The organism is Flavobacterium sp. FG139, assembly GCF_057809695.1.
In genome coordinates, this window is the sequence record NZ_JBMDKL010000003.1 from 290,266 (window position 1) to 308,355 (window position 18,090).

Genomic DNA, 18,090 nt, shown 5'->3' on the forward strand with positions numbered 1-18,090 from the left:
GATTCTGTTATTTTTCCTTTTAAGAAGCGAAACTTTTGGGCATTTTTTGATACCTTATTCCTGCTTTTCGCACCGCACGGCGGATTGCTGCAATCAGGACTCAATCTGCACAATTTGCATAAATTATAAAATACTTAAATAGCTCATATTATGTGTATTTACGTATTTTTTAATTCACCTAGATTCATCAAAATTTCGTTAAATTCGCATTTTGTTGACTAAATGTTGACTAATTCATTATCTTTGTTTTATTGTAAAAAGCAAAATAATGGCTAAGATAAAATTTTTACTTCAAAGTAAAAGCGAAACATCCAATATTTATGTTCGCTATTCTATAAATAGAGCTACCGTTTTAAAACGTAAAACAGGACTTGTTATTAATGCAAAAGATTGGAGCATTGATAAAGGATTACCTAAAACATGCAAAGAAGATTTAAAAATCATAAAATCCAAATTAGATAAATTAGCTTTATTTATTGGCGATGCTCATAATGAAGCTATTGGAAAAGGGATTGAACTTACAGGAGATTGGTTGCAAATGCAAATTGATATTTTCAACAATAAAGTTGCCATTGTTGAACTTGATATTTTAACCAATTACATCGATAAATATATTAAAGAAGCCCCATACAAAACCAATCAAAAAAGAGAAACAGGATTGAGTTTAGGACGTATTAGGGCTTTAAATTTATTTAAAAACACAATCATTCGTTATCAAAAAGAAGCCTTAAATGATAAAAGTATTTTAATAAAAAATATTGATTTGCAATTTATTGAAAAATACAAAATGTGGCTTTTTAGTAAAGGTTATGCAATTAATTATGTTGGTAAAAATATCGCCAATATTAAAACCATTTGTAACGATGCCTATAAGAATGATATTGAAACCTCTTCACAATTAAAAAACATCAAAATTATTTCAGAGAATAAGTCGCCCGAACAAATCATTGTTTTAAGTGAAGAAGAACAAGAGAAAATTAAAAATATAGTGTTATTAAACCCATCACTAATTAATGCTAGAAAATGGCTTTTATTAGGATGTTTAATTGGTCAGAGAGGTGGTGATTTATTAAATATAACCGATAAAAACATTAAAGACTTGGGGACTATGAAAATAATTGAACTCAAGCAACAAAAAACAGGAAAACTCGTTGCTATACCTTTACTTCCTGAAGCTTTAGAAATTATAAAAGATGGTTTACCGTATAAAGTAACATTGCCATATTTTAATATGTTTATAAAAAGTATTTGCAAGACAGCTGGTCTTAACCAAACTATTAAAGGGAGTAAATCAGTAACAACTAAAACAGGAAACAAAGTGATTTCAAAGAGAACAGGTAAATTAATTGATGAAAAAATTAGCTTAAATGTTTTAGCAAACTACCCAAAACACGAATTGGTTACCTCACACATTTGTAGACGTTCGTTTGCAACAAACTTTTATGGACGCATTCCAACGCCTATATTAATGAATATTACAGCGCACGGAACAGAGAAAATGTTTTTAAACTATATCGGAAAAACAACCTACGACAATGCGTATCAAATGTTAGAGTATTTCAGTAAGTTAACCCCTAAAGAAAAAACGCCTGTAATGGAAATTGTTAAAAATAACGTTAGTTAATAGAGTAAAAAACGACCTTTAAAATCAACAATGGATTACGCAAAAATATATAACGATTTTTACACAAAGTACTACGATAAAGCGGAGCTTTTGATAAAACACTTTTTTGTAAAACGCAAAAGAAAAAAGAGAACCTACGGAGATACTTTGAACTCCATTCGATTGTATTTGAGTAATGATTTTAAGGCTACACATGAAATAGAAAAAAGTGAAATATTAAAAGAATTACATTCACTTTTTAACAAGCGTTATAATTTTTATGAAACTGATCCAGAGCAGGAGATTTTTACAAACGAACTCAAGGAAGCTTTTGATAAAGTTGATTTCTCAAAACTTGCCCAAAATTACAACTATATTAAACTGATAAAAAGTATTGCAATAATTGAAGTAGTAAATGAAATTTCAAGATTGTTGTCTAACAATTCTCGATTATTTGAGATGATGTATGATTTAGATGACTTTAATGATTTTGAAATACGATACCATAGAGGTTTACTTTTAGACCATACACCAATATTTAAAAAATTGCATCGAAAGTTATATACTGACAATTATATAGATTATACAGGATTAGGTACTACATCTGACGAAAATCACTCAATCAATCTAAATATTGTTTTATCATTGTTTATAAGTGAAGCCGTTTATAATTGCTTTACAGAATATCAAAAACATATTATAGATTTTTACACAGATTACTCTTATCTTAAAAAGAGATTAGAGAAAGAAAAACTTATCTATTATCACAAAGACAATGATTTTATGAAAATCATATTTTCTGATTTTAAACTAATTACAGAAAAAAGATATAACGAGTATTGTGTTTATTCAAAATTAAAATCACTTACTAAAAGTTACAGCACACAAAGACAAAACAACTTCAATATTGTCTTTGAAAGTGTTTTATCCTAATTCATTGGGGTTTATTTTCCCCTAAAGGGAAAATTAGGGTCTAAAATGGGCATTCATACAGACACACCTTTGTACTTATAAATCATAAAAAAATAAGTACTATGAATGCACCAATTTTATTAAACGGTATTACAGTTGAAGAACTTGCAGAGGCACTTAAACCATTATTGCAACCTCAAAAAACAGCAAATCAATCTAATGATGAGCCACAAAGTGAACTTCTAACAAGAGAGGAAGTTTGCAAACTTTTATCCATTAACAAAACAACACTTTGGAAGCACACCAAATCGGGTAAACTTAAAAGTTTAGGATTGGGTAATAGAGTGTATTACAAAAAAAGTGAAGTACTACAAGCTGTTAAACATTTGAATCAATAAATCAAACATCTAAAAATATTGTTTTGCAATTTCAAAAAATCATTGCAATGGTATTGCAAGTGTTTTTTGTTTAAAAACAAAACAAATCAATTCTTAAAACATCAATAAAATAAGCCATTGCAATGGTATTGCAATGAAATTCAAAAATAATTGCAATGCTTTTCAATAAAAATTGCAATGTCATTGCAATTTTTTTTATATAAATCAGAGATTGATTCAAGATTGATTTAGGATTGAAAACCATCAATTCAACAGTTAAAAAATCAATCCATTTTAAAAAATCCCTTGTTTTAAGAGGTTTGTACGGATTGATTTAAGATTGAAAATAATCAATCGTGTAGTTTAAAATATCAATTCGCTTATTAAAATACTTATCAATTATCAAATAGTAAATTCTGCACAAGTAATAATCATTGCAATTGTTTTGCAAAACAATTGCAATTAAGAATTAAATAAAATTTCAAAGTTTATGTATCAAAAGCCTAGTAAAATCAACCCTTGCATTTGTCTTGCAATTGTCTTGCAATGAAATTGAGTAATAATTGCAATTGCATTGCAATGCTTTTTTTGACAAAAAACAATTAATTAATATAACCAATAGAATAAAATTCTATCTCTAAAAATCAATAGCGATGCAAATAAACAACCTAAAAGATATTGATTGTAAAATTGAAAATGCTTTTAAAACCAATAAAGAAATTGCAGTTTATCAGTTGGAGCAAATACTATCTAAAATGCCTTTAGAAATAAAAGATTTAATAAACCAAGCTTTTGAATTAAAAAGGATACCTAAAGAGTATTTATTTAGTTCAATACTATTTGCTTTTAGTAATGCTTGTGGTCTGGCATTCTCGATAAAATCAATGGGATACATCAACTATTCTAACTTGTATTTTGCCATTATCGGAAGTCGTGGGGATAGTAAATCCCCAGCAATGGAATTAGCAACACTACCTTTAGTTAAGTATGACAATCAAAAATATAAAGAGTTCAAAAAAGATAATTTAGAACTAGACGAGTTGGAAAAAACAGATAGAAAACAATTATTTATTCAAGATGCTACCATTGAATCCGCTATTTATACCCACTATAAAAACAAATATTCTATAGGAATTTTTATTGATGAACTTTATTTTTTAATTGAGAAAATGGCAAATAAAAAAAGTACAGAGGGTACAGCTTGGCGAACATTCCTTTTACAGGGGAATACCAATAAATACATCGACATTTCACGTAAAACAACGGAAAGCTTTAGAATCGAAAAATCATATCCAACCTTACTGGGTTCTATTCAACATCAATTCGTGCCTAAATTGTTTGCTGATGGAAATATAGAAAGTGGATTTATTGATAGAATATTATTCACTAATAAGCTAACGGTAAACAATCAATTATCAATTAATGATATTTCAAATGATGTTTTTCAAAACTATTCCAATTCACTAATCAATCTATTAAACTATAGAACTGAAATTGAGAATACTTTTGAAATGGACGATTTAAGAATAGAGATTGAAACTATAGCACACAAACGTCTATTTGATTATTCCCAAGATTTAATTAATCTCCAAAATACAACCAATGATTTAAGCAAGGAGTATATTTCAAAAATGCTTATAAACATTCATAAAATAGCCCTTTTAACACATTTAATTCTAAATTCAAAAAGACAAAGCTTTCAAAGTAAAATCAGTGTTGAAACCATTGAAATTGCGATTAATATATTGGAGTTTTATTTTACAAATTTCAAAATTGTTTTAGAAGAAAACATAAATGAGAAAGAAAGGACAGCAAACATTGATGACATTATAAAAATGGCTATTAAAAACAATGCTACTCAAAAAGATGTTGTAGCCATTACAGGATTGAATAAATCAACAATATCAAGAAAATGGAAAACTTAATTTGTGCAACCTGCAACTTGCAACCAAGAAAAAAAAGCTTCGTATATATAATAAAATCGATGCTTAACACAGGTTTTAACAACAAAAACCGAGTTGCACAGAGTTTTAAAAACAGCTTAACTGCTAAAAATAATTTTTTTTTTATAAAAAGCATAAAAAATAAGATGTAGTGCAACTCATTTTTTTGAGTAAAAACCTCTGAAAGTATAGTAAAATCACTCCTTGCAAGGTTTTTTATAAAAGTTGCAAGTTGCAGGTTGCAAAAAAAAATATTTTAAAAATGTTACAAAAAAAAGAGATTCAGCTTGTTTTTGACATCAAACGAAATTATAAATTAATTACGCCTTGTTGTAACAAAAAAAATACAGATGGTAAATTTGTAAACTATAAAAATCTAAATGATGTTTATGGTTATTGTCATTCTTGTGGCAAAACAACACTACCCCCAACAATATACATTGATGAGCATTCAAATGAATTTATTTGGAACGATATACAAAATAAATTTGAATCGGTTTATTTGATGCCACAAAAAGAAAGTCAAAACGAGTTGCAAAAGATTTCTTTAAATCAAACCATTACTCAAAAGTTTATTGATGAATCAATCATTTGGGATTACTACAAAATCATTCCCGAAAACAATCTTTTGCAATATTTACGAAAGACATACGGCGACCAAAAAACAGAGGATGCAAAACAAACCTATGCTTTAGGAACAAGCCGAGATAATGGAGTATTGTTTTGGAGTATCAACTCTAATTTAAAAGTGCAAAAAGTAAAAATTGCTTATTACGATCCAAATGGTAAAAGAACCAATAAATTTAAAGTTCCCTACAAAAATGAACAGGGTTATTTTAATTGTTTATTTGGTGAGCATTTGGTTTATGATGGTATTAAATCAAAAAAAATAATCGTACTAACAGAAAGTGAAAAAACAGCCATTGTAGGCTATATTTTATTTCCTCACTATGTCTGGGTAGCTTATGGTGGTATTAATGGTTTGACAAATGATAAATTAAAGCCTTTAATTGGACACAACGTGCTTATAATTCCTGATATGAGCCAAAATGCAGTAAAGATAATTTCAAACAAAATACCGCTTTTAATTTCTCTTGGAATTAATGCCAAAATATGGGATATGACAAACGGCAAAACAGATGAGCAACTTAAAAACGAGAACATCTATAACAATGATTTAGAAGATGTTTTTAGAAAAATGATATTATAACTATTTAACTTCTACGTCTGTGCATTAAAAAACATTAATCTATTGGTCAACAACAATTTAATTCAAAAGATTACTTGTTTTATAGGTATATACGGATTGGTTTTCAATTAAAAATTATCTCAAAAAAATCCGTGTAAATACGGATTGTTTTGTTTTACAGAAAACAATATGTTTGAGGCATTCATTTTAACATTATTTACACTTAAAGTGTAAAATTAGTATAAGTTCAATCTTTAGGTTTGTGGCAAAATAAAAGAGTTAGTCTTTTTTTACATTATCATTGGGGGGGGCTAGAATTCATTAGGAGTTTTCCTAGTGAAAACATTTTTTTTGCTCAAAATCAAACCAATACATTTGAAAAAAAATAAAAAACACGTAAAACTACGTGTATGGGTAAAAAACGATTTTATTAGTTTTGAAAAATAATTAAAAATGTACACTTTTTGCTTACCTGTTTGTTTATACAAAATATATAAATTTGAGAGTCACTTATTGTTCTTCATAAAGAAGAGACAACAGTTTGATGATCAATGAAAGGTTTTTAAATTCAATTCTTAATAATTAACAGTAAAATTTTGCATTAAGTTTGAAATACAATAAAAGTAAGTTAATGTCTATGTCCATAATGAAAAATATTTATATAAAATCTAATGTATCTTTTTATCTATGAATTACAATCTAACAAAACTCGGTTTAATTTTTAGCTTGAGTATTAACAGTATTACAATGTTTTCCCAAAATGTTGATTGGGAAAAAAGCTATGGAGGCAAATCAGCGGATTATTTAACTGATGTTCAGCCGACAGCAGATTACGGATATATTTTAGCTGGAAGTTCTTTGTCCAATAAATCGGGTAATAAAGCGGATAATAATCATGGAAATTTTGATTATTGGATATGGAAAATGAAAGAAAATGGAGATCCAGAGTGGCAAAAAAGTTTTGGAGGAAATGGTCTAGATTTTTTGCAGAGTATAAAAATTACTAATGATGGAGGATTTATTCTTGCTGGTACATCAAATTCTTCAAACGCAATAAAAGAAAACAGTAAGAATGATAAAAAAGATGATAGCCGTGGAGGTGATGACTATTGGATTATTAAACTCAATGCTCTAGGAAATGAAGAATGGCAAAAAACTATTGGAGGAAGTGGACAAGAAAAACTTAAAACAATCATTTGTACTAGAGATGGAGGCTATTTAATTGGTGGATCTTCAAATTCAAATAAATCTAATGAAAAAGCAGATAATTCACATGGCGGTTTAGACTTTTGGATCATAAAGCTTACAAATAAAGGTGAAATTGAATGGCAAAAAACAATTGGTGGAACATATTGCGATGAATTAAAAAGTGTAGAACAAACTAAAGATTCAGGTTATATCATTGGTGGTACCTCAAATTCACCCATATCGGGAAATAAAAGTGAAGATAATATTGGAAATAACGATTTTTGGGTAATTAAAATAACTCCAAAAGGTGAAATTGAATGGCAAAAAACAATTGGTGGAACATTTGAAGAACAGTTAAGCGTTGTTCATCAATCTTTTGATGAAAGTTATTTAATAGCGGGAAGTTCTAATTCAAACTCTGTGAAAAGCAAAAAAAATAAAGACGAAAATGGGTTTGACTTTTGGGTTTTGAAAATGGATTTGTCTGGAAAAACATTATGGGATGAAAAATATAATATTGGCAACATTGATGTATTAACATCATTGATTGAAAATAAAGATCATAGCATTTTAATTGGTGGTTATTCAATGAGTGAAATTAATAATAAACAGAGAAAAGATGAAAGTGGTATTAATGATTATGTAGCAATCAAAATATCGGAAAACGGTGATGAATTGTGGCGTAAATCAGTTGGGAGTTCGGGTGAAGATGTCTTGCAAAAAGCTATTGAAACAAGAGATGGTGGTTATTTGTTTGCAGGAACTTCTAACCCCACAAAATCAAATAACATTCCTGTAAATAATAAAACCAATATTTTAAAAAATACAAAATCAGTAGAAAGTATTGAAGAAAATAAAATTAGCAACGAAATTAACAATTCCAAAGACAACGTAAATAATTTATATAAAGATAACATCAGTAATATAAATGATAAACTTAATGATACTCAAATTAAGATAGATCCATCAAAAAATCCAATTGGTGATGTTTTATCTTCTAGTTCAGGAAAAAATATTCAACCTTCTAATAATAAACCTATTCCTCCATCCAAAGACAAAAAAACAAATTATGGATCAACAGATTTTTGGATTGTGAAAATAAAGGATAATGATAAAATTAAAGTTGAAAAGTCTGCTATAGAAGCATTTCCTAATCCAGCTACCTCATTCACAAATATTATAGTCGGATATGATTTCGAATCTGGCACTGCTACATTAGTCGATTTATCTGGAAGAGTATTACAAGAATTTTCTATAAAGGAACGAACTATCCCATTCGATTTACAAAACTTACCTGAAGGAATTTATGTTATAAACATAAAAACTGATAAACAAAGTGATGGTATCAAAATAATTAAGAACATAAGTAAAAATTAAAATAAAATGAAAATTATAGCAAGATTATATTTAATATTGTTTTTTTCTACTTCACTTTTGGCTCAATCAGACCCGACAGTTAGTACTTTAATGCAATATGAACAGACCCCCATTGACTTAAGCAATGGATTGCCGCAAGTAAGTGTTCCTTTCATTAACCTACCGACTCGAAGTAAGGATATTAAATTTGATATTGAGTTAAAATATCACCCTTTAAATAGTATTGTTGGTAATGAAGTAAGTAGTAATTGTGGAATCGGCTGGAATTTGTTTGCAGGAGGAGTTATTTCAAGAATACTTATTGGTCCAAATGATGCTATTGGATTTGATTCTTCAACAAATTTAACCAATACTGGTGATGATATCTATCAATTCAATTTTATGGGGTATTTTGGTAGGTTTATATTAACTAAGAAACCTGATGGATCATTAGGATTGAAAGTTTTAAAACAAAAAGATTCTAATCTATCCATAAAAATAGAACGGGATTCACACTATGAGGTTACTAAATTCACCTTTTATGATGAAAAAGGTTATCAATTTGTTTTTGATGTAATAAATAGAAATAATAATTATAATAGCGCATATTACTTATCAAGTATAGTTGATAATAATAATAAAGAGCTAGTTCATGTTAATTACCAAGTTGTTTCATATCCAGACACTTATGGTGCTAACGGTTTTGTTGCAGGATATATTTTTAACCAAGTCAAAGAAATTAATTCAATTGGTAATGGTAAAGTAACTCTCAATTATAGTACATCAGGTAAAAATGCTAAGTTGTCTGAATTAATATTAACCGATGCATATGGTACTGGTATTAAAAAAATGAAGTTATTTGGTACTTTGGGAAGAATATCCAAAATTCAGTTGTCAAATTTAGCAGAAACTAAGAAAGAAAATTATGAATTTTTTTATAGTCCTTCTACAAATTTAATTGGTAATGCAGTAGATTTATTTGGTTATAAAACAAATGCTCCATATTGCTTTATTAATAATCAATATGGGATTCCATCGCAAGATGCTTCTACACATGGGATTCTTGTTAAGATGAAACTACCAACTGGAGGAACGATAATTTATGATTACGAATCTAATACATATAGTAAATATATTAAAGGTATAGATAATATTTGGCATCTTGATCTGGATCCTAATTCGTACTATGATTTACTTGCATCAAACCCTAGCATTCCATTAATTCCAGAAAATTTTTTCATGGTTAATTACGGATCTACCAATCCCTATCCTTTTAACTTTACAAATACATCCACAACTTTTGATTTTACAGTCACTGGAACTACAAATAAAACATTATTTTTTAATCTTAGTGGTGACGAATATACATTACCCCCGAGACCACACGACACAATAGGAACACCTCCTAGAACTTATTCACCAACCTTCACATTAAAAAGAATTACTGGTAATTATACAATACCGCATTTTTCTGAAAACGGATATTATATTGATACTAAATCAGGTCTTTGTTTTAATAAAATGATTGAATTGACTCCTGGTAATTATAGAATCACAATAAGTTCTGAAAATAATCTGTATAATTTTGGTACAGTGGAAATAAAAAGCCAAGAATTAAATCCAAATCCTAGAAAATGGTTTTATGGTGGTGGTTTGAGATTAAAACAGATAGGTTTTTTTGATAATGATGCACCATTCAATTTTTATGATCCTTCCTATAATAGTGATTATATTACCCAAGGATATGTACCAGTTAAAGAAAAAAAATATAATTATAATTTTTTTGGAACCTCAATAAGTAGCGGTTATTTAGTTGATACAGATTTTAGCATAATAAATCAAAATAATGACGAATTTGGTTATAACAAGATGTATTTTGGTGGTTATAAAAATATTACAATTACTGATTCTCAAAATAATGGACGAGAAGAATATGTTTTCAAAGATGGCTTAGATATTATTGATTTGAATTCAATAAATTCTGGAATAATTTATGAGAACAGTAAAAAAGGGGTTTTAATTGCTAAAAATGTTTATGACAGTAATTCAACCCTTTTAAGCTCCGTTAATTATAATTATGATTTTAATTGTCCCGAGACTGATGGAGGTTTAAGTTCTAATTATCCATACTCAACCCTGAGTAATAGTTATCCTTCTGTTTTTACACAAAATCCATCTACACCAACTGTAACGAGTAATTTACTGGAAATAGGCAAACTCACTCAAAAGACTACAATTGATTACTTTGGGTCTCAAGCTAAAACTGTAATAGAATATTTTAGCTATGATGACAGCTTTCATTTATTAAAAGAGCACCAATCGAGCAATAGTTTAGGACAAACTTTAAGAACGGAATATACTTATGACACCAACAATTCTCCTTTCTCTCAGAATCGGATTTATGAACCTTCTGAAACCAAAATGTTTAGAGGGACTGAATTAATATTATCTAATAAAATTAGTTACAACAATTCTTGGCCTAGTAATCAATCTTTTTTACCATATACCACTGAGTTTGCAAAGAGTACTGCTAGTTATCAAGTTAAAAAGCACTATAATTTATATGATGAATTTGGCAATTTATTAGAAGAAGAACTACAAAACGGTATAGTAACTTCTTATATCTGGGGTTATAATAAATCATATATAGTAGCAAAGCTTGATAATATTTCATACGCAAACATACCATCTTCAATTATTAATGATATTCAGAGTAAAACAGATGCTTTAGTACTATCAGAAAATAATATACTAACTGCTCTAAATGCTTTGAGAAATAGTTCAGATGTTAATTTAAAAAAGGCAATGATTACTACTTATACATATATTCCTCTTGTTGGAATATCTACAATAATTGATCCAAAAGGTGACAAAGTTACAAATGAATATGATGAACTAGGTAGATTAATCCGAGTTAGAGATAAAGAAAACAATATATTATCAGAAACGCAATATAATTTAATAAACCAAAATTAAAAATGAAATCAAAACTAATCATTTTACTACTAGTATTGTTTTCATTAAACAATACTTGGTCACAAGTTATCTTCTCAGAAAACATGGGAAGTATTGCAAATACTATATCAGCAAATACTTTTCAAAATAGTGCATTAACATTTTCAAATGGAGCGCAAGTAAATCCTGCTGATGTTAGAATTACTAGCCCTTCATCGAGTTATACAGGGGCATCAGCAGGAGCGAACATATACTTTACAGCTACTTCTGGAGCATATGGATTTTCCATAGAAAATATCAATACTACTAACTATAACTCTTTGAATCTTCAATTTGGATACAAAAAAGAATCTGCTACTTCATTTGCTTCATTCTCTGTTGACTATTGGAATGGAACTTCATGGGTTACATTGGCAAACACTGCCTCTACTTTATTTAATGAGCAAAGTAATGCTTCTGCAGTTTGGTATTTATCAAAAACTATTTCATTACCAACAGCTGCACAAATTAATGGTTTAAAAGTTAGATTTGTAAAAACAGGAACTATTGCTATTCGAATAGATGATATTAAACTTACTGGATTTGAAACACTTCCAACAGTCTCTAATTCTACAGTTTCTAATATTACTAACAATAGTGCTTTATTTTCAGGAGATATTACTTCTACAGGCGGTTCTTCAATTCTCGGAAATGGAACTGTGTATTCTATCACATCTATAAATTCTAATCCTACTATAGGAGGTAATGGAGTCTCTGTCCTATCAACTGTAAGTCCCAATTCAGGTATAGGTTCCTTTTCAAATAATTCAGGAGTAACACTTACACCTAATAATCAGTATTCATACAATGCATATGCCACAAAAAATACAGGAACAACTGGATATGGAATTGTCAATTCTTTTTATACACTTGCAGAAGCTCCGTCTATGCCAATTATTACAAATGTTACTGCCACAAAACTGAAATTAACACTAGGAAATGATTTAAATAGTATTAGTACAACTTATGCTATTCGAGAACTTTCAACATCAAAATATGTCCAAGTGAATGGAACATTGAGTAATTTGGTAGTCTACCAAACTAAAACGCAATGGGCAACAACTAATGTTATAGGATTAAATGCTTCAACAAATTATTCTTTTGGAGCTATTGCCAAAAATAATGATGGAATTATTACTTCTTTTAGTCCGCTAGCAAATGTTAGTACTTTACAAACTCCAAGTTTGATCTCTAATGGCACATTGATATCATTAAGCACAAGCTATGGGGCGGTAAGTAATGCTATATCATTTACTTTTTCAGGATCAAATTTGACAGACTCTATAATTATTACAGCTCCTAATGGATATGAAATTTCAAGCACCCAAGGAGGATTAAGTGGATTTGCAAATTCTATTTCAATTATTCCAATAAATGGCAACGTTAACTCAACTACAATTTATGTTCGTTTAGCAGCAACTACCCCATTTGGTACATATGCAGGCGATATAACATTAGTAAGCATAAATGATGATATCATGGCAACCATAGCAACAGTCTCTAGTTATGTTTCAAAATTAAATGTTACCATATCAGGCATTAATGCCGCAAATAAAACATATGACGGTAATACAATAGCAACTATACAAGGGATACCAGTTTTGAATGGAATTCTTAGCAATGACGTTTCTAATATATCACTCAATGTTAACGGACTGTCTGCAAATTTCACAGATGCCTTAATAGGAACTTCAAAAACAGTGACTGTAATGGGTTACACTCTAAACGGTGCTGGGGCTAATAATTATTTATTAGTTCAACCAATTGGGTTGCTTGCAGATATTACAGCAGATATGAGCAGTGACATTATATATAACAATAGTTCAAGTACAAATTCTAATACTAATATCGATTACAAATTATATCAAGGTACTACTTTAACTGGGACTGGGACTGGACTTAATGGAAGTGTTGGTGTATTTGGTTTTTATCTTAGAGATGGAGGTGCAGGATTAAATGATGCTGATAATCTAGATACAGAATTAACAGACATCACTTTTAGTATTACTAACTCATCTAGCATAAAATCAGCCAGATTATTTCAAGGAAATTCACCAAGAGGAATTCCTGTTAGTGTAAATGGAGCAACTAGTATAACTTTTACTGGATTGACAAATGTTATTGCAACAGATAATAATCAATTGGCTTTAAATTTAAGGGTTACATTTAATTCGTCAGTAACAGATAATGAGCAATTTCAGTTTGCAGTTAATTCAGTTACTGCCAAATCTACAGGTTCTAAATTTGCAACTTCAAATGGAGGCGGCGCATCTTCATCAATAATTGGAAATATTAATAAAATTGCTGTAGTTGCAGATAGATTATATTTTGTACAACAACCTACAACTACTTTTATGAATTCTTTTATGATTCCATCACCGTCTGTTATTACAAAAGATGTTTTTGGAAATATTGATGTTGATTATTCAAGTCCAATTGAGATAACTTCTAGTGGTGTATTATCAAGCACATCTATTTCATTAAATGCTTTAAATGGATTAGCAACTTTCAATTCTATAAAGCATACTTCAATAGGTACAAATTTAGTTTTAACTGCTAATTCAATTGGAATGATAGGTGCGAATTCCAATAGTTTTAATATTACCCCATTAATAACTCCTTCGTTTAATTCTATAGCACCAATATGTTCAGGAGAAATGTTAAATAATTTACCAATAACTTCTCTTGAAGGGATTGTCGGAACTTGGTCACCATCACTTAATAATTTGGCTACAACTACCTATACTTTTACTCCTAATCAAGGACAAAATGCAACTACTGTTGCATTGATGATTACAGTAAATCCAGTTATTGTTCCAATATTTAATACTGTTGCTCCAGTTCCATATGGTAGTGCCTTGTCACCTTTACCAAATACTTCAATTAATGGTATTACAGGAATATGGACACCAGCATTGGATAATACAATAACCAATACCTATACTTTTACCCCAAATACTGGTCAATGTGCGACAGCTACCACCCTATCAATAGTGGTTATACCACCTGCAAGTTCAACTAATTCATCGGTTATTAATAGTATTCATAAAATTACATATAAAATACCAACCAGTATTTCAAGTTCATCGCATGCTGTCAATGAAGTAGTTGAAACTGTAACATACTATGATGGTTTAGGTAGACCTATACAACAAAAAGCATTAAAGCAGTCAAATTCAGGTAATGATATCGTGACTCCTTTTGAATATGATGTTTTAGGAAGGCAAACGAAAGATTATCTTCCTTATGTTAATAGCAGTACGAATGTAGACTATGAAACAACTGCTATTGCAGATCAAGCAATATTTTACTCCAATCAGGTTTCGAATTTTGAAAACACTGCTTATCCATATTCTCAGAAAACATTTGATAATTCACCTTTAAATAGATTGTTGAAAATAAGTGCTCCAGGAGATGATTGGAGAACCCTTCCTAGTGGATCGGATAGAACAATAAAAATGGATTATCAAACTAATGTTTCAAATGAGGTACGAATATTTAATGCCTCAAGTGATCCAATAACCTACAATTCAACTTTCATAGATAATTCTACATATTACCCACCAAATCAACTTTATAAAACTGTTTCTAAAAATGAGAATTGGAAAGCTAGTGATGGGAACAATAATACAGTCGAAGAATTTAAAGATAAAGAAGGGCGTGTTGTTTTAAATAGGACCTATGGTACATCAGAAGTTAATGGTATTTTAATTAATGAAACTCATGATAGTTATTACGTATATGATCAATTTAGTAACTTACTATTTGTCATTCCTCCAAAAGTTGATATTAATTCTACAATTTCTTCAACTATACTAAATGACTTATGTTATCAATATAAATATGACAATGACAATCGATTAATTGAGAAAAAAATACCAGGCAAAGATTGGGAATTTATTGTGTATGATAAACTTAATCGTGTAGTTGCAACTGGACCAGCAAAATCTCCTTTTAAAGATGCAGCTAACTCTTCTATAGTTGGTTGGAAAGTAATTAAATATGATGTTTTTAATAGGATTATATCTACTGGTTGGATGGAAGTTTCCGCTGTAACGAGTTCTGATCGTATAAATATACAAGCAACAGTTGATGCTTCTACAAGTTATAATGAAACGATGTCTGGTTCAAACTATACTAACGTAACTTGGCCAACTTCTGGTACTGAACCTCTAACAATAAACTATTATGATGATTATAATGGAAATGTAGCATTCACTACTTCTTCGTTTCCTTTTTTGAGTGATGGGTATAATAATACAACTGCTTTACCTAAAGGTTTACCAACTTTATCATGGGTTAGGGTGTTGGAGAATAAAACTGATAATAGAGCTGAGCGAACTTATGTTATCTATGACAAAAAAGCAAGGGTAGCAAGTAGTTTTACTAATAATTATCTAGACGGGTATTCTAAAATAGATAATCAAACGGAACTGATTACAGGTAGGATTAATCAAATTGTTATGACTCATAAAAGATCGTCATCTAATGCTGATGCTGTAATTACTACAACAAATATTTTTAATTACACTAGTCAAGATAGGTTGCTTTTTCAAACTCATAAAATAGGAAATGGTATTCCTCAATTAATGAGTAAGAACGAGTATAGCGAGTTAGGTCAATTGTTAAATAAAAGAGTAGGAAGTAAAACCCCAGGAGATATTACTAATGGACTTCAAAAAATGGATTATAGCTATAATGCTCGTGGGTGGCTAAAAGCGATTAATGACATCTCTAATTTGAATCTTTCATCAGAAAACGATCTGTTTGCTTATAAATTGAACTACAATAACACAGATGATGCTAACACAGAAAAACAGTTTAATGGAAATATATCCGAAGTACAATGGAGATCTGCTACAGATAATATTGTCAAACAATATAGTTATTCTTATGATGAATTAAACCGACTTAGAACTGCTATTTATTCTAAGCCAATTCCTGGCACCACTTCACCTGTTAATAATTCTTTTGGTGAAAACGCTTGGTATGATAAAAATGGTAACATTACGCATTTAGAACGCTACAATGATTTATCATCTCCAACCAATCAAATAGATGATTTAAGGTATAGTTATGCTGCCAATAGTAATCAATTGACAAGTATTGCTGATTTACAAAGTAACCCTGAAGGCTTTACGGATGGAAATCTAACTAATGATGATTATAGTTATGATACCTATGGAAATCTGATTATTGATAAAAACAAAGGCATTGTTGATGCTAGTGACGCTACAAAACCAGCTATATTCTATAACCAATTAAATTTGCCTACTAAAATCATATTTGGAACAGTCGGAACAATAGAATACCTTTACAACGCAGTGGGTAAAAAATTACAGAAAAAAGTAACATTGATTTCTGGAGTTACTACTACAGATTATTTAGATGGATTTCAGTATCAAAACAGTGTTCTTTCTTTTTTTGCTACCTCTGAGGGTTATGTTCAAGCAAACGGAACCTATGTATTTCAGTATTTAGATCATTTAGGGAATGTCCGTGTTGCTTATACTAATAATAATGGTACTGCACAGATTATTGATGAGAATAATTATTATCCGTTTGGATTAAAACAAAATGACAGCAATTATTATGTTCCTAACGATAATAAATACAAGTATAATGGTAAAGAATACCAAGACGAGTTGGGTCTGAATTTAACAGCAATGGATTTTCGACAATACGACAATACAACTGGAAGATTTAATGCGATGGATGAGTTGGCTGAACAAGATACTTCTTTCACTCCTTATCATTTTGCCTATAATAATCCAATACGTTTTGGTGATCCAAGCGGTATGAAAGCCATAGCACCAGAATCTATTGAAAATAATGTGCCAACAGGAGGTGTATTAGCAATGTATATGAGTGGTATGTCTGGACGTGATATTTCTGATTATTTAGAGGCACAAATGTGGGGTAATACTATTATGCATTCAGGTGGTGGAGGTGGAGGGTCAACTATGGATTTGATTAATTTATTAATAAAAATGAGTAACGATAATGATTTTGATATTGTTAGTTGGTCGAGTATGACAGGGTCTATAGGAGGACTAAACCTTAACATGACAATATTAGATAGGTTTAAAAATTCAGGGATAGACCCCTTTAAAAAAGCAGACCAATCTGATGAATACATAAAAAAAATAATTGATAATGTTATAGGATTAAAATCATATTGGTTGGCGGCTGGCTCACCAGAATATCATTGGTTAGGAGTAAGTAGTGAAGGTAAAAGAGGAGAAACTATTGGCGGGAAAATGGGAATATATGAAGGTGCTTTTACAAGTAATTATATGTTAGCATCAACTCTTTTTCATGAAGTTACTCATGCATATTTAGATAAGTTCTTTCCATCAATGCCAACAAGGGAACAAGAAAGAATTGCTTATTCTATAGAATGGCGTTTTGCAGATCACTCATTAAGAGTATCTAACAAAGGTAATGAATATAGCACAATTTGGAATAAAATGTGGGCTAATCAGAGTCATCCAACTTATAAACCTTATCCATATTAAATTAATTTGA

At 29.7% G+C, this 18,090-nt stretch carries 8 protein-coding genes; all 8 read left to right on the forward strand.

Annotated features, from left to right (window positions below; translation table 11 throughout):
• The first annotated feature begins 268 nt into the window (after window positions 1–268).
• The 8 genes from ACODSI_RS04240 (at window position 269) to ACODSI_RS04275 (ending at window position 18,080) form a co-directional block, all read left to right on the forward strand.
• Window positions 269–1,624 carry a tyrosine-type recombinase/integrase gene (locus ACODSI_RS04240; protein WP_488915599.1) on the forward strand — a complete coding sequence of 452 codons (1,356 nt, stop codon included), beginning with the start codon at window positions 269–271 and terminating at the stop codon, window positions 1,622–1,624.
• Window positions 1,625–1,654: 30 nt separating this feature from the next.
• Complete coding sequence (locus ACODSI_RS04245) at window positions 1,655–2,536, forward strand: hypothetical protein (protein ID WP_488915600.1); 882 nt, start codon at window positions 1,655–1,657, stop codon at window positions 2,534–2,536.
• Between the two features lie 101 nt (window positions 2,537–2,637).
• The gene (locus ACODSI_RS04250) at window positions 2,638–2,913 is read left to right on the forward strand and encodes a helix-turn-helix domain-containing protein (protein ID WP_488915601.1); all 276 of its coding nucleotides are present in this window, start codon (window positions 2,638–2,640) and stop codon (window positions 2,911–2,913) included.
• A 632-nt stretch (window positions 2,914–3,545) separates the two neighbouring features.
• Entirely contained in the window at window positions 3,546–4,817 is a 1,272-nt protein-coding gene (locus ACODSI_RS04255; protein WP_488915602.1) for a DUF3987 domain-containing protein, read from the forward strand.
• A gap of 280 nt (window positions 4,818–5,097) precedes the next feature.
• Window positions 5,098–6,045, forward strand: a complete 948-nt coding sequence (locus tag ACODSI_RS04260; RefSeq protein WP_488915603.1) for a DUF6371 domain-containing protein — start codon at window positions 5,098–5,100, stop codon at window positions 6,043–6,045.
• Window positions 6,046–6,711: 666 nt separating this feature from the next.
• Window positions 6,712–8,589 carry a T9SS type A sorting domain-containing protein gene (locus ACODSI_RS04265; protein ID WP_488915604.1) on the forward strand — a complete coding sequence of 626 codons (1,878 nt, stop codon included), beginning with the start codon at window positions 6,712–6,714 and terminating at the stop codon, window positions 8,587–8,589.
• A 6-nt stretch (window positions 8,590–8,595) separates the two neighbouring features.
• Window positions 8,596–11,544 carry an RHS repeat domain-containing protein gene (locus ACODSI_RS04270; protein ID WP_488915605.1) on the forward strand — a complete coding sequence of 983 codons (2,949 nt, stop codon included), beginning with the start codon at window positions 8,596–8,598 and terminating at the stop codon, window positions 11,542–11,544.
• A gap of 2 nt (window positions 11,545–11,546) precedes the next feature.
• A complete protein-coding gene (locus ACODSI_RS04275) occupies window positions 11,547–18,080 on the forward strand; it encodes a DUF6443 domain-containing protein (protein ID WP_488915606.1) in 6,534 nt (2,177 codons plus the stop codon).
• Window positions 18,081–18,090 lie beyond the last annotated feature (10 nt).

What these genes read in the sequence shown, in the direction of transcription:
- ACODSI_RS04240 (WP_488915599.1), top strand. Translation starts at nt 269, where the DNA reads ATGGCTAAGATAAAATTTTTACTTCAAAGTAAAAGCGAAACATCCAAT.
- ACODSI_RS04245 (WP_488915600.1), top strand. Translation starts at nt 1,655, where the DNA reads ATGGATTACGCAAAAATATATAACGATTTTTACACAAAGTACTACGAT.
- ACODSI_RS04250 (WP_488915601.1), top strand. Translation starts at nt 2,638, where the DNA reads ATGAATGCACCAATTTTATTAAACGGTATTACAGTTGAAGAACTTGCA.
- ACODSI_RS04255 (WP_488915602.1), top strand. Translation starts at nt 3,546, where the DNA reads ATGCAAATAAACAACCTAAAAGATATTGATTGTAAAATTGAAAATGCT.
- ACODSI_RS04260 (WP_488915603.1), top strand. Translation starts at nt 5,098, where the DNA reads ATGTTACAAAAAAAAGAGATTCAGCTTGTTTTTGACATCAAACGAAAT.
- ACODSI_RS04265 (WP_488915604.1), top strand. Translation starts at nt 6,712, where the DNA reads ATGAATTACAATCTAACAAAACTCGGTTTAATTTTTAGCTTGAGTATT.
- ACODSI_RS04270 (WP_488915605.1), top strand. Translation starts at nt 8,596, where the DNA reads ATGAAAATTATAGCAAGATTATATTTAATATTGTTTTTTTCTACTTCA.
- ACODSI_RS04275 (WP_488915606.1), top strand. Translation starts at nt 11,547, where the DNA reads ATGAAATCAAAACTAATCATTTTACTACTAGTATTGTTTTCATTAAAC.